This is a genomic window from Chitinophaga pendula (genome assembly GCF_020386615.1).
In the GTDB taxonomy this organism is placed as follows: domain Bacteria; phylum Bacteroidota; class Bacteroidia; order Chitinophagales; family Chitinophagaceae; genus Chitinophaga; species Chitinophaga pendula.
This window is the reverse complement of the sequence record NZ_CP077769.1, coordinates 3481730-3496006: the sequence shown is the minus strand read 5'-3', so window position 1 is coordinate 3496006 and position 14277 is coordinate 3481730. Positions and strand designations below refer to the sequence as shown.

Below are 14277 nucleotides of genomic sequence, written 5' to 3'. Positions count from 1 at the left end.
CATGCCTTTGATTGAGAAATTCATACAATTCACCGGCAAATACCGGTTTCTTGCCCACTTTACCTACTGGCTGGGTACTTACGTGCTGACCATGGCACGTTATAAAAGTAATATCATTCAAAGATATACGTTCAGCCAGGAACTTATCAATAGCTTGTTTTTCGTTGGATTCGCCGCCATTACCTCCTATTTTCTGGCTTATTTCGTACTCCCGCGATTGCTGGCGGGCAGACACTATATTCGTACTTTAATCATATCAATTATTGCGCTGTATTTCATCATGGCACTATCCAGGGTGAGTGTTATCTACTTTATGGAGCCTATGATCCGCCCAAGACCCTTCGAACAGGAATCTCCACTGGAGATATTTACGGACCTGGAATACCTGTTTTGGAACTATTTCATTCATGCTTTCTCATTCGCATTCGTTTTTATTTTTATGAAGCTCCTGAAAGATCAGTATGTCGTGAATAAAAGAGCAATGATCCTGGAAAAACAAAAAGCAGATATTGAGCTGACAGCGCTAAAAGCCCAACTGAACCCCCATTTCCTTTTTAATACGCTGAATAACATCTATTCTCTATCTGTCCTGCAGTCTCCCAGAACTTCGTCAGCAATAGCACGCCTATCGGAAATACTGGATACATTGTTATACCGGTCCGACAAAATGTTTGTACCTGTTTCACAGGAGATCACTTTGCTGCAAAACTATATTGAACTGGAACGACTTCGATATGATGAACGCCTGAAGATATCATTCCAACATCAGATAGAAAGAGATATTGAAATCGCTCCTTTGATATTGCTATCACTCGTCGAAAATGCCTTCAAACATGGAGCCGGAGAAGATGCAGGCTGCCCGGAGATCGTGATCAGGTTAAACCAGAAACAGGAACTGCTCTCCTTCGGGATCAGTAATACCTTCAAAGCTAAAGGCGACCAGCAATGGGGGATCGGGCTCGAAAATATCCGTAAACAACTAGCCTTACTTTATCCGGAAACGCATACTTTTGAAACAACTATCATACAACATGTCTTTACCGCAAAACTGGAACTACGTTTAAACCAGCCGGAGTGAAAATTAAATGCCTTATTACAGACGACGAACCACTGGCAATAGCTTTGCTACAGAATCATATCAGCCAGCTACCTACACTGGAAGTAGTAGGTACATGTGCCAATGCGCTGCAGGCAGCACAGGAACTGCGAACTAAACAGGTAGACTTACTTTTTCTGGATATAAAGATGCCGCAGATCACGGGTATCGAATTCCTCAAGACACTAAGACAACCGCCGGCAGTCATCTTTACGACCGCCTATCGCGAGTATGCATTGGAAGGATATGAACTCGATATAGTAGATTATCTGCTGAAGCCCATTACCTTCGAACGTTTCTTCAAGGCAGTAGAGCGCTACTATTCGCGGTTCTCACTCACGAAGACACAGATCATCCTACCCCCGGCTATCCCAACGGAAGAATACATCTTTATAAAGACCGGCAATAAGTACAATAAGATCCCTGCCAGCGATATATGTTATATGGAAAGCGTAAAAGATTATATGGTAATACACCGCACCGATGGTTCCACTTTCATGGCTAAATATAAGATCAGCGATATGGAAGAAGAAGTCAGGAATAAAAGATTCCTGCGTATCCACAGATCGTTTATTGTCAACCTTGATAGGGTAACTGCTTTCACATTACAAGATGTCGAGATAGCAGGAAAGGAACTGCCTGTAGGCAATAGTTATCGGGAATTCGTTTTTAAAATACTGAAAGAAGGCTTGTAATCCCTTCACGCACCATAAAAGTACGGCTGTTGGCACCTGCCAACAGCCGTAAGAGATTATCCTTTAGGCCAGCATCTGTTAGCCTTGCGCACACAATAACAACCATCGCCACAAGCCGCATCGCCAAAGCAGAATGGAATGTCTATACAAGAAGCGGCGGCAAATACTTTAGTACCACCAGAGACACGTTTTAATGATTCACGGGAAAGTGTTTCGGTGCCTTTTAAAAATGCATACTTTTTCATAAAGAGTAATTAATGGTTAACGGGTAATGCCTACTTTTTTATGAAGGTTTTCGGCGCTTCCTTTGCTATTGCGCAATAACGAGATAATTAATATGGACAGTGGTTGGCAAATCAGACCCTCGCATATGCATGTTTGCAATACACAATAAAGACCCGCTGAATTTGGTGAGCTGCTTAACTAGTCGATAAATTATTACAGGGGGTTTTCGCTTTTCTAAACGCAATTTGCATTTCTTTATTGGATACTATTGAAAAAAACTTATAGCAATGTGCAAATTGTTAAAAAATAGTTCGATGATAATGTTTTTTATTCAAAGATGACGACCATAACATATACCCGTTGGGTTTATTTGGACATTCTTAAGAACACTTGCTACAATAACCCGAAATTAACCCGTTGAAATCCTTTATCACATACCCCTCCGGCAACGGTACCCGCACCTTATTCTGAAGACACTCCACCGCCCCACATTTCAAACACTTAAAGTGAAAATGATTATGTTGATGCCTATTGTTAGGCTTATCACAACCGGCACAATAAGCAAAATATTGCTTCCCCTCATCATCCACTACTTTATGCACCAGACCGTCCTCACAAAACCTATTCAACACCCGGTAAATAGTAGCCCTGTCAACCGACGCATCCAGCTCAGCTTGTATCATCTCATGACTCAAAGCGCCCCCAGCCGTTTTTAACAATTCTAAAATTTCAGTTTGCGATGCAGTACTTCTTCTTTTCATTTTTTATTATTGCGACTTAGTTGCAATAATAATAGTTTTTACTATCATTGCAAAAAATACCAAACATATGCACCAACCTCTTCACATACCCGGTAAATTCCTGGTAATAGCAATGATCGCTTTAATCCCCTTCACGATATCCAGCTGTGAACAACAACCCTCCAAAACAGAAGGCGCCAGCACAAAAGGCGCTAAATCAGAAAAACCGGAATATTTCCTGCTGCGAGCCGAACTGGAAAAAAAGTATGGTTACACACAGGCCGTCAAAGTCGGCAATATCGTCAAAGTGGGAGGAGTCATAAGTATAGATGACAACGGCAGTCCAATGGCAAAGAATGACTATCAGCAACAGATGAAAAATTGCTACGCCAGTCTCGAAAAGGTACTGAAACACTATGGTGCCGGTTTCGATGACGTAATCCTCGAAAATATATATACGACAAGCATGGCCGAATTACAGAAGAATGCCTCATACCGGCAGCAGATCTATACCCGTCATTTCCCAACCGGCAGCTGGATCGGCGTAAAAGAACTCGGAATGCCGGAGACGATGATCGAGATAGAAATAGAAGCACTGATCCCAAATGAATAACACCAAATGATGAAGCACTTCTTTAAACAGCTATTCGAATACAATCACTATTCGAACCAGCAATTGGCAGATGCCATCTATACAAATGGAGAGAAGATATCGGAGAAGACGTTAAGCCTCTTTAGTCATATCCTGAACGCCCATCACATATGGAACAGCAGGATCGAAGCTATAACTCCCGCTGTAGGAATTTGGGAAATGTATAACGTACAGGATTTCCGCTATATCGATCAGGCAAACTTTGAACAAACCTTATCAGTAATAGATAACATTGACCTGCAGGCTACACTTGATCACCTGAAGATCAAAGGAAAGCCTGCTGGTAAGAATGTCGGCGAAATATTATTCCACGTCATTAACCATTCTACCTATCATAGAGCACAGATTGCTACTGAATTCAGGCAAAGCGGTATCCCCCCTTTAGTAACAGATTATATCTTCTATGAAAGGAAAAAGGCGTGAGCCGCCAGGACAAGTAAAATGAGCCATTGGAGAAAGTCCCGGAGGGAGCCTATAGCTGATCTTTGTATTATTAATCAACAAAGTAACAGTAATGGCAACAATAACAAAGATACCCTTGGGTAATAATGGTCCACTTGTCTCTAAGCTCGGTTTAGGTTGTATGCGCATGTCTTCCGTATGGGGCAGCCCGGTAAAAGATGAGAACGAAAGTATCGCCACTATTAACGAAGCATTGGACAATGGCATTAACTTTTTAAATACAGGCGACTTCTACGGAGCAGGACACAATGAACTGCTTGTGGGCAAAGCGATCAAAGGTAGGAGAGACGATGCCTTTATCAGCGTGAAGTTCGGTGCGGTCTTCTACAATCATCAGTGGATAGGAATGGACTTGCGGCCTATGGCTATTAAGAACTTTATCAACTTTTCCCTCACACGGTTAGGCGTAGATACTATTGACCTCTATCAACCGAGCAGACTCGACAACAGCGTGCCGCTGGAAGATGTGATCGGTACTGTATCCGACATGATCAAAGAGGGTAAGGTGCGCTATCTGGGTGTTTCTGAAGTAACAGGCGACCAGCTACGTCAGGCAAATGCTATTCATCCCGTAGCAGCACTGGAGTTGGGATACTCATTAGCAGATCGTCAGTTGGAAAATGGAGTACTGGCTACAGCCAAAGAATTGGGTATTGGTGTCGTGGCGTTTGCCAATACAGCAGAAGGTTTGCTCACCGGCGAAATGAAAGCGCCGCTCCCTGCCAATAGCATGCACCTGCTTTTCTCCCGTTTTCAGGGCGATAATCTCGTAAAGAACCTGGAAAAGGTCGAGTTGTTAAAGCAAATGGCAAAAGACAAAGGGTATACGCCAGCTCAATTGGCAATCGCCTGGGTGAACGCGCAGGGCGATCATATTATGCCGTTGGTAAGTATGAGCAAGAGATCTCGCCTCCCGGAAAATATGGAGGCAATGGGAATCAAATTCACACCCGACGAAATGAACTTGCTGAATACACATTTTTCACCTGGTGCAATACTCGGCAGTACCTACTTGCAGAGATAAGTAAGGCTATTCACATGCCTCACCGGTTTCGTATCTTTATATAATGATAAATCCAAAGGAAGTAATCCCGGGATTGCTCTTTTTCGCTTATCTCTCAACAGTAAGGAAGGAAAAAGTAGCATTCCTGCAACATAACACTTTGATAATGCAAGTGTCCGGCCGTTTTACACTGGAGACGGCCGACCAGACTATTTCAATGGTAAAAGGACAGATGTTGCTGGTACAAAAGAACCGCCTGGGCGAGATCACCAAGTCGCCGGTAGGTGATGAACCGTATCAAACCATTATCATCAGCTTGCAGGAAGACTTGCTCAGAAGGATCGCGCTGGAAGAACAAATTGAGACCAACCAGAAATATGCCGGCCCTCCCAGCATCCTCATCCCCGGAAACGACTTCTTACATGCATTCTTTCAATCCTTGCTGCCATATGTCCATCACCCCGAAGATCAGGTAACAAGCGCCGTAGGTATGTTGAAAGTAAAGGAGGCAGTATACCTGCTACTGAATACCATGCCCGAACTCAAAGCATTCTTATTCGACTTCTCTGAACCGTATAAGATAGACTTGGAAAAGTTCATGCGCAGAAATTTCCATTACAACATTCCCGTCGAAAAGTTCGCACGCCTCACAGGACGAAGCCTTGCAGCATTCAAACGGGACTTCCAGAAGATATTTGGCATGGCGCCCAGACAATGGCTGTTAGAGACGAGACTGGCAGAAGCCCGGCATCTCATCGAGAAAAAGAACAAAAAACCATCCGGGATCTACCTGGACCTTGGCTTCGAAAGCCTATCCCATTTCTCACATGCTTTTAAAAAGAAATTTGGTAAAGCACCCACAGACTGGGCCGTATAGTATATAGATACTTTAGCGCTCCTATCCAATCCTGCATTCTCCCTGCTATAGCTATTTCTCATTCTCCGGAATACACCGCCGGTAACAGCCATTGCCGTATCTTTATCTTCATTAATACTTAACGGCATATCTTATGGTCACTATATCCAACGAACAAATACCCGCTAAAGTCTACCAGGAACTAAGACGAATCACCGGACTGTCGCCGAAAAGCGACAAAGCCACCGAGATAGGACTAAAACACACTTTGCATTCAGTATTGCTAAAAGAAGAGGACCAGTATATTGGAATGGGCAGGATCATCGGAGACGGTGGTTGTTTCTGCCAGGTAGTAGATATATGTGTGCATCCGGAATGGCAGGGTAGGGGGCTGGGTCGCTTAATAATGGAAGACCTGATGAAGTACATTCAATCAGATCTTCCCGATTCTTGCTATATAAGTTTAATTGCAGATGGCGAAGCGTACCACTTATATGAGAAATTTGGCTTCTCTGACACGCTGCCTGAATCAAAAGGCATGTTCTTCCTGAAATAAAAACTCATGGCAGCCCTTCCACGATGGACTCTACCAGGCTGGCCACCGCTTTATTTCGCTTTTCGGAGGTAGCCTTTAAGGTATCCAGCCAGTAGAGGAGCGAAGCTTTGTTCACGGACTGGAACTTGTTTTGCATCAAGGCTACCAGCCAGCCCTCCATGCTCTCCTCTACTTTTACTACGGTACGATTCCCCTGCCGGATGAAATGCCAATTATGGATCGCAAAGGCCCCAAAAGAAGGACCAGACCACCCGATCGTCTTATTGGTATCTATCGTATGGAAGGTAGAAGTAATGGTCAGCCCATGGGTTTTCCAGTCGAAAGAAGAACCCTCTTTGAAAGGACCACTCAGCTTGCTGCTCGGGATCTCCTTTTGCCACTGCGGCCAGCTGTCTACATCGGCAAATACCGCCCACACTACCTCTACCGGTGCATTGATAACGATCTCTTCCCTCGTCACGACCGGCGCATCCGTATGGATGGTTTTGGTTACTTTATACGAGCTGGTCATCTGCAATACAGCTACGGTCAATGCCAGCACTGCGATAACTACTATTACTATTTTGATAAGACGTTTCATGGTTGCTTGTTTTTTGATTGATTTGATAAAGCAAAACTAAAGCCACCAACCGGCTCAAAATTGTAAGAATCCGAAATAACGGACCTCTCCGGTGTATCCGGCGCTACTTCCGCTCTACCCACTCACTCACCAGCTTACGGTAAGTCTCCCCGATAGGCAGTAAGGTGCCGTCGGTCAGCTGTATCTGGTTGCCTTCGATCACCTTGATCTTACTAAGGGGGATAATGTAAGAGCGATGTATCCGCACAAACTGCCGCTGCGGTAGTTTCTCCAGGATGTCCTTCATATTCTCCAATACCATGATCTTTTCGCTGTTGGTATGGATACGTATGTAATCTTTCAGTCCCTCTATATACAGAATGGAATCAGGCGCGATCTTGTAATGTTTCCGGTCCGCTTTGACAAACAGGGTGTCATCGGTCTCCTCACTGTGAAAGGACTGCTGCCAGCGGGTATATTTCTCGATACTCTGGTAAAAGCGGTTAAAGGTGATCGGTTTCAGCAGATAGTCCACCACATGAAACTGGTAGGCTTCTAACGCATACTCCGGGTAGGCCGAGGTAATAATGAAATTGTGTTTTTGATTAAAAAGCTGCATCAGCTCGATACCCGTCAGCTGCGGCATCTGTATATCCAGGAATACCAGGTCTACTTCCTCACTTTTTAATACCTCCATTGCTTTATATACATCAGTGTCTGCATATAGCAGGTGCAGCTGCGGCACTTTGGAGGCATAGTCTGCCAGCAGTCTTACAGCAAATGGCTCGTCGTCCAGTATGATACAGTTAATTCTTTTCCTCATGCTATTTTGATTGACAGCTCAGCGATAAACCGGTTATGCTCCGTCTTTAATTGTAGTTGGTGACAGCCAGGATAATAGATCTCAAGCCGCTTTTTTAGATTGTCCAGGCCAATTCCGCCCAACTTATCCTTTTTCTGTACACCCATTTCATTGTCAACACGAAAGCGCAATTGCTCCCCGTCTGTGTCGAGCCACATATTAATAGAAGCTTCAGCTGATAATATCCCATGTTTCAGCGCATTTTCTACCAGTGGAGACAGTATATAGGGAGGCACTTCCATATAGTCGTTTTCAACGCCTGAAGTGAAGTTGACCGTACCCCCTTCAGGATGCCGCAGCTGCTCCAGCTCTATATAAGCTTTAATATAGTTGACCTCATCCTGCAATTTTATCCGCTCCTTTTGGGACTCATACGTGCTGAACCGCATGATCTGGCTGAGCTTTTCAACCGCCAGCAATGATTTATCCGATTGAAAATAGATCATCGCATAGATGTTATTGAGAGTATTGAAAATGAAATGAGGATTGATCTGTGCCTTCAGGAACTTGATCTCTGTATTTTTATTTTCCTCCAGGATAGCCTTATTGTATTCCAGGAGCCGCACCGAATAGATGCCAAACCAGAGAAAAGAACTAAACAGGATAGGCATACTGCTATAATGCATGTTGTCGAGCATATAGTTCAGAAACGTCGTCTCCGTGTAGTTCACCCTGTTAAACAACCAGTCCGTAATTACCTGCTCCGTCAGCCAGCGCAAACCGGTAAAGAACAGGTAAGAGATGAATAGGCCCGCCAGCAATCTACTCCACGCGAACCTCCGGAACACCTGTTTCATCACCAGTAGATAATGGAAATAAAAGGTACCCATGAACACAACGACATAGGTCGTATAAAACAGATCCGGTACAAACAACTGCGCATGGAAGGGATTCTTCACAAAGGTAAAGTACGCTGCCAGCAGCCAGAATAGCAGATGTATGATCAGTTCCTTCTTCCTCGATAAAGTCCCCTGGTATAGCATCAGATCGTTTTTTACAAAACTATCATTTTTAAGAAGATATGAATCCGGGTTCGTAGAAAAACGGCAGGGGTTTGTCGATAAAAGTAGTTAAACGCGCCTATTCCATATTGTTTTGTGCAACATTTAATTGACAACGCATGAAGCACCTTTTACTTTTACTGGCTACACTCCTATCCCATATCGGCCTGTCCGCCCAGCAGTTTTCCATCAAAGGAACGGTGAGGAACCAACGTAACACACCCGTAGAATTTTTATATATCGGACTATTCAAAGGCGAAACAGGCCCGTTGCAGCAGACCGTATCAGACAGCCTGGGACATTTCTTGTTAAAAGCCCCCGCCGGTAACTACCGGATGCGTGTTTCCCACTTCGGAAAAGAGGTAGTCTACAAAGAAATCGTGTTGTCCGCAGACCTGGACCTCGGCACTATAGAGATACAGGAAGCTACCGACCTGCAAGGGATCACCGTCACTGCCGGCAAAAGGCTGGTAGAGCAGAAGGTTGACCGCCTCGTCTTTAACGTAGAAAACGCGATCGTGCCGACCGGTGGCACCGCTATGGACGCTCTCAAAGCGACCCCCGGAGTAAGGGTACAGAATGATAATGTCTCCATCGTAGGCAAAGGGGAAGTGCTGGTGATGGTAGACGGCCGGTTGCAAAGGATGTCCCAGGACGACCTCACTACCTTCCTGAAGTCCATCCCGGCAGATAACATCAAAAGCATAGAAGTCATAGCGACCCCTCCGTCACAATACCAAGCAGAAGGCAACAACGGGTTGATCAATATCAATCTCAAGAAGGCCAGGCCCAACGCCTGGAATGCCAATATCGGGGGCACATACACCCAAAAGACCTACAGCGGGTTTAACGGACAAGCGCAGTTCGGCTTCAACTACGGGGCACTCTCACTACAGGCATCCCTGAGTAAAGGACAACAACAGTTACGCACCACCTCCGTCGAACAGATATTTTATCCGCAGGAACGTTGGAGACAAGCAATCACTAACAGATCAAAAAGCGACGTGCTGAGTGCCAGCCTGGGTATCGACTATAAGCTGACCAGTAAATGGACGACAGGTGTGAAATACCTCGGCAGCTTCACCGACCGCACCTCGGCCAATAATCCGCTGACTACCCGCATAGATAATAACTCTCAGGCAGACAAAGGCTATATCATGACCGACGTCAACGCTGCCAACAAACCGCAGATGAACTCCCTCAACTGGTACCACACGCTTACCCTGGACTCCACCGGCAAAAGCATTGCTATAGACGTCGACTTTTTCAGCTATCGCAAGCAGGATTATAGGTTCTTTGCCGGTAATGAAGCCGGTACACAGAAGGCCGTTATCCCGGGTACATTCTTTTCTGCTACCAATACCAACAGGAACAGGATTGACAACTACTCCGCTAAAGCCGATGTAACCCTCCCATATAAATGGGCAAACCTGACCGTTGGTGGCAGGGTTTCCTATACCAATACCGGCAACGATCTTACCGTATACGATCATAAGTCCGGCAACCCTGTATTCAACAAGGACCAGTCCAATGTCTTTAACTACAAGGAATACAACCAGGCAGCATACCTGTCCGCCAGTAAGAAGATAAACAGCCATTGGGAAACACAACTGGGTATACGCATGGAAGCTACCCAAACGAATGGTTATTCCCAAAACCTGGACCAGACTAACGTTAATAACTATATCCGCTTGTTCCCGACTGCCTATATTACCTACCTGCCGGATGATAACAACACTTTCTCCCTCAATTACAGCCGCCGTATTCGCAGGCCGGATTTTGACTATCTCAATCCCTTCGTCATCCGTACCAGCCCATATTTCTATTCAGAAGGCAATCCCTTTCTAAAGCCCTCTTATATAGATAATGTAGAACTGTCCTATGTCAAAGATCAAAAATGGGCCAGTAACCTTTACTATTCCAGGGTCACCAATTTTGGCCAGGAGCTGTCTATCATCGATAGTACCACTAACATCACACGGCAAACCCCCGTTAACTATGCTAATACCTACCAGCTGGGATGCTCCACTTATTACAACTTCAATAGCCTGTCCTGGTGGAATAGTTTTACCGGCTTTAATGTAAACTATCAGGGCGTGAAGTCCCGCAGCCGCTATATCCAATCCATCAGGGGCTACAACGCCTACGTCTATAGTAATAACGACTTTACTGTAAACAAAACAAAGTCGCTATTCTTCAGCGTCAACTATGCCGTACAGCTGCCTGGCCGGTACCAGCTTTTCCATATTTCTAACATGCACATGCTGGACGTCGCGGTGAAGTTCCTGTTGGCAAATAAAAAGCTGACGCTGACAATTACCGGCGAAGACCTGCTGAACGCACAACGTCCCACCATCGCTTATCATTCCAATGGGGTTAAAAACAGCGTACGTAGTTATGGTGATACGCGCGGTTTCAGGATCTCGGTAAGCTATAAACTGGGCAATAATAGTAACGCCAGACAAAGGACAGCAGGAAATGAAGAGGAGAGGACCAGGGTCAATTAATCTAGCTGTGATAAAGGGGTGCCAGTCATGTTTGGTGTCCCTTTTTAGGTTAACTTTAGTGAAATACCCCACCCCATGGCTACCCAAACGAGTAAACTCACCTTCACTGGCCGGCTGAATGATGTCATCGGTTACCGCCGTCACGGCGTGTACTATTTCCGCAGCAGACCCGCCGCTGTCAGGCAGACTACGGCTACCAAGGCTGCCGCTCGTCGTTTTGGTGTGGCCAGCCGCAGCGGCCGGCTGATCCGTCAGGCCTATGCTCCACTGTTGAATATCCGTTTCGAAGGTAGCCTGGTCAACCGCCTCAATAAGGCGCTGGTATTGGCCAGTAGCCAACCGGAGGGCATCGCCTGCTTCCGCTTCAACCAGCATACCGGCCTGGATCGTTTCTTCCAGGTATTACCATTTACGGCTGCGGGCGGAGAGGTCCGCATCCCGATGCAGGTCTTACCCGCCATAAAGAAAGCCACTCGCCTGGAGGTCAAGCTCATGGCCGTACGGATCGACTTCGCCACTCAGCGCATTACCGGTACCAGTACCACCACTCAATCCATCGATCTGGAACAGCCATTCATGGGGATATCCCTGCAAGCCGATTTGCCTGGTAAGGGCACGCTGATCCTCACTCTACAGGTACGTGCGGTAGGAAAAGGGCTCCCGGGAGGAGAAAAGGCCAACATAGCTGCTGATATCATCAGCATCACAAAGCCCACAACCCCCAAGCGCAAATCCTTTAAAAAGAAACACCGCTCCCCGCTGGCTTGTCTATTACCTTACACGCCCTTACCCACCCAGCGGCATACCGTAGTTTCCTATGCGCTCTTAAAAGAATGAACCCGCTATACTCCCAGCTCGCTCTTCCCTTAGTAAAATGATTGAAAGCCGCTCGCTTACGGTATCCATATGCGCATACCCCTCAAATACCTGTCTTGTACGCCCTTTCCCACCTCACTTTTTATAAAAAGAGTATTCCACTCCTCTGAAGAATTCAAAAATCAGTCTCTCCATTGACTGTTTCGGACGCTAACGTCGTTGATCAGGTCTTCATCAATCAAGTCCACCTCCCCAGCACCTATCTCGTAGTCCTTGTATAAGCTACCTATAGCTTACCTATATCCGCGGCTTGGCCCTCAACCGTTTCTCCTGGCGGCATTACAGGGGGGAAACCTTCTCTGAGTGCTCTTACATTTATCAGGTGGACGACGGCTATCAGCTTTAGGAGCAGGCGGTAAATACGGATGATCTCTATATAAGTACTACTACTATAATAGCCGTATACATGAAGGTCGGAACATCAAACGCTTCCGGGAAATGTTGAACATCACAAAGGTGGCAAATTTTAAAACTGCCTGGAACCAAAAATGAGCAAATTGGCTATATCGCATATTTCCACCTTATGCGCTGGATGAATAAAGATATAAATGAAAAACTTCATAAGTCACCATTTGTTAATTGTAAGACAGCTAAACCGATATTACCGGTGGAAGGCGATGACGTGATGAGTGTAAGGGCTACTCATGGTAGGATATCCTTTAAACAACGATTAAGTAAAGATTATCATAGAAGGGTAGAAAGCGAAAATGAGATCATTTTCGAAGATAAATCCTATGAGGTTTGTTGAAGATGTGGATGTTTTAGGCGGTCCTGTATATTTCGAAGCCATCACAAATAAGGTCTAAATAGAAGCCAAAGCAATAAAAGAATAAATAGGAAAGAAGAGCCAAGAGGCTCTTCTTTCTCCAAAAAAAACCTGAATACTACCCCTCTATTCCACACTCACACCAGTTATCATTTCGATAAATACAGATGCCGATGCCGCCGCCTTCCATAAAGCACCTGCCATTGCAACTCACTTCACAAAAAGACGAGTGACTGTTACCACCGTGAACATTCTTCATTTCTGACCGGCTTAATTTTTTCACATCAAATAAATTGAAACTTTTCATAGCGTAATGAATTTTAGGTTGATTGATAATAAGTGTTCGCAAATAAAGTCTAAGTAAGAATTAGCAGAAATGCGCTTAAATTGAAGTTAAACATCAGTGATGCGGAAATGCCTCAGAGACTTTATAAAGAAGATTTTAGATAGCTTTGTGTAAATACTGCTATTACAGGGACTACTGTCCTGGCGTATACCATGAGCTCAAAAACCAAACATATCCATGTAAACACATTACCGGCAGGTACCCGGGAGGGGATCGTAATTATAAAAATAAACCACCACGGTAGCCCCAAATTTGAAGAGGTAGAACGGCCACACCGCGACAATGGACATGTATTCATCTTACAGGAGAAAGGCACTACCCATATCGAAATAGACTTCCAGCAGTATCGTATAGAGGCCCCCGCTATTATCTATATACATCCTGATCAGATCCATCGCGTGATAGGTTTTGAAAAGGCGGCACTCACCAGCTGGATCGTGACCAATGAAAACCTGCTGCCCGATAACCTCCGACTCCTGGCAGACCTCAACCCCGTGAAGACATTGACCTTGGATAAGGAGACATATGCGATTATTTCAGCCACTGCTAACCTCTGCCTGCAATTTACGGAGCGGAAACACGAAAGGCTCTATAACGTTATCCTGAAGGAAAGCTGTAATACTCTGGTTGCATTGGTCATATCTCAGTATGTAGCACAGGCGAAGGTCGCAGATAGTCATTCCCGCTTCGAGCTGGTAGCCAAGTCATTTAAGTCGATGCTCGAACATAGCTTTACGACAGTAAAAAGCCCGGGTCAGTATGCAAAGGCCCTTAATATATCTACTGCCTACCTCAATGAATGTGTCAGAACAGCCACCGGTTATCCCGTTTCGCAGCATATCCAGCAGCGGGTTATTTTGGAAGCAAAACGTCTGCTTTTTCACTCCACTAAGTCTGTCAAGGAGATCGCAGGAGAATTAGGTTACGATGATTACTCCTACTTTACCCGCCTGTTTGTGAAGGTGGTCGGCATAACCCCGGTAGTATTCCGTACCAAAAACCTCGAATAGTCCTATACTCACTCCGTATCAGCATTGTCCCGGCCAGGTAGTAGGTGTTCCTTTGTATCTCATAA

At 45.3% G+C, this 14277-nt stretch carries 16 protein-coding genes; 10 read left to right on the top strand and 6 right to left on the bottom strand.

Going from position 1 to position 14277, the window contains the following annotated elements:
- Position 1 precedes the first annotated feature (1 nt).
- Together KTO58_RS12245 and KTO58_RS12240 are read left to right on the top strand one after the other, a co-directional pair.
- Positions 2 to 1078: a sensor histidine kinase gene (locus KTO58_RS12245; RefSeq protein ID WP_095839088.1), complete on the top strand. Its 1077-nt coding sequence runs from the start codon at positions 2 to 4 to the stop codon at positions 1076 to 1078.
- Positions 1075 to 1791 (top strand): LytR/AlgR family response regulator transcription factor, encoded by a 717-nt coding sequence (locus KTO58_RS12240; protein ID WP_095839089.1) that lies wholly within the window; start codon positions 1075 to 1077, stop codon positions 1789 to 1791. The genes KTO58_RS12245 and KTO58_RS12240 overlap by 4 nt, the downstream gene beginning before the upstream one ends.
- Positions 1792 to 1847: 56 nt before the next feature.
- Here the strand turns inward: KTO58_RS12240 and KTO58_RS12235 are convergent, their stop codons facing one another.
- Both KTO58_RS12235 and KTO58_RS12230 read right to left on the bottom strand, forming a co-directional pair.
- The gene (locus KTO58_RS12235) at positions 1848 to 2036 is read right to left on the bottom strand and encodes a hypothetical protein (RefSeq protein WP_157753007.1); all 189 of its coding nucleotides are present in this window, start codon (positions 2034 to 2036) and stop codon (positions 1848 to 1850) included.
- 360 nt (positions 2037 to 2396) lie between these two features.
- Entirely contained in the window at positions 2397 to 2777 is a 381-nt protein-coding gene (locus tag KTO58_RS12230) for a Fur family transcriptional regulator (protein WP_095839090.1), read from the bottom strand.
- A gap of 67 nt (positions 2778 to 2844) precedes the next feature.
- Here KTO58_RS12230 and KTO58_RS12225 point away from each other — a divergent pair, with 67 nt between their 5' ends.
- From KTO58_RS12225 to KTO58_RS12205, 5 genes are all read left to right on the top strand, one after another.
- A complete protein-coding gene (locus KTO58_RS12225; RefSeq protein WP_095839091.1) occupies positions 2845 to 3369 on the top strand; it encodes a RidA family protein in 525 nt (174 codons plus the stop codon).
- A 6-nt stretch (positions 3370 to 3375) separates the two neighbouring features.
- Positions 3376 to 3831 (top strand): DinB family protein, encoded by a 456-nt coding sequence (locus KTO58_RS12220; RefSeq protein WP_198314928.1) that lies wholly within the window; start codon positions 3376 to 3378, stop codon positions 3829 to 3831.
- Positions 3832 to 3922: 91 nt separating this feature from the next.
- Positions 3923 to 4894 carry an aldo/keto reductase gene (locus KTO58_RS12215; protein ID WP_095839092.1) on the top strand — a complete coding sequence of 324 codons (972 nt, stop codon included), beginning with the start codon at positions 3923 to 3925 and terminating at the stop codon, positions 4892 to 4894.
- Positions 4895 to 4937: 43 nt separating this feature from the next.
- A complete protein-coding gene (locus KTO58_RS12210; RefSeq protein WP_095839093.1) occupies positions 4938 to 5750 on the top strand; it encodes a helix-turn-helix domain-containing protein in 813 nt (270 codons plus the stop codon).
- A gap of 133 nt (positions 5751 to 5883) precedes the next feature.
- Positions 5884 to 6285, top strand: a complete 402-nt coding sequence (locus KTO58_RS12205) for a GNAT family N-acetyltransferase (RefSeq protein ID WP_095839094.1) — start codon at positions 5884 to 5886, stop codon at positions 6283 to 6285.
- 4 nt (positions 6286 to 6289) lie between these two features.
- On the opposite strand, the gene KTO58_RS12200 is transcribed toward KTO58_RS12205, so the two are convergent.
- The 3 genes from KTO58_RS12200 to KTO58_RS12190 form a co-directional block, all read right to left on the bottom strand.
- Complete coding sequence (locus tag KTO58_RS12200; protein ID WP_095839095.1) at positions 6290 to 6865, bottom strand: SRPBCC family protein; 576 nt, start codon at positions 6863 to 6865, stop codon at positions 6290 to 6292.
- A gap of 103 nt (positions 6866 to 6968) precedes the next feature.
- Positions 6969 to 7667, bottom strand: a complete 699-nt coding sequence (locus KTO58_RS12195) for a LytR/AlgR family response regulator transcription factor (protein WP_095839096.1) — start codon at positions 7665 to 7667, stop codon at positions 6969 to 6971.
- A complete protein-coding gene (locus tag KTO58_RS12190) occupies positions 7664 to 8689 on the bottom strand; it encodes a sensor histidine kinase (RefSeq protein ID WP_095839097.1) in 1026 nt (341 codons plus the stop codon). Before KTO58_RS12190 ends, KTO58_RS12195 begins: the two co-directional genes overlap by 4 nt.
- Positions 8690 to 8826: 137 nt before the next feature.
- Here KTO58_RS12190 and KTO58_RS12185 point away from each other — a divergent pair, with 137 nt between their 5' ends.
- Positions 8827 to 11214, top strand: coding sequence for a TonB-dependent receptor (locus tag KTO58_RS12185; RefSeq protein WP_225860220.1), 2388 nt, complete (start codon positions 8827 to 8829; stop codon positions 11212 to 11214).
- 75 nt (positions 11215 to 11289) lie between these two features.
- Complete coding sequence (locus KTO58_RS12180) at positions 11290 to 12051, top strand: hypothetical protein (RefSeq protein ID WP_095839099.1); 762 nt, start codon at positions 11290 to 11292, stop codon at positions 12049 to 12051.
- 923 nt (positions 12052 to 12974) lie between these two features.
- Here KTO58_RS12180 and KTO58_RS29000 read toward each other — a convergent pair.
- Entirely contained in the window at positions 12975 to 13163 is a 189-nt protein-coding gene (locus tag KTO58_RS29000; protein ID WP_443092837.1) for a bacteriocin-like protein, read from the bottom strand.
- A 191-nt stretch (positions 13164 to 13354) separates the two neighbouring features.
- Here KTO58_RS29000 and KTO58_RS12175 point away from each other — a divergent pair, with 191 nt between their 5' ends.
- Positions 13355 to 14212 (top strand): AraC family transcriptional regulator, encoded by an 858-nt coding sequence (locus tag KTO58_RS12175; protein WP_095839101.1) that lies wholly within the window; start codon positions 13355 to 13357, stop codon positions 14210 to 14212.
- Positions 14213 to 14277: the final 65 nt, after the last annotated feature.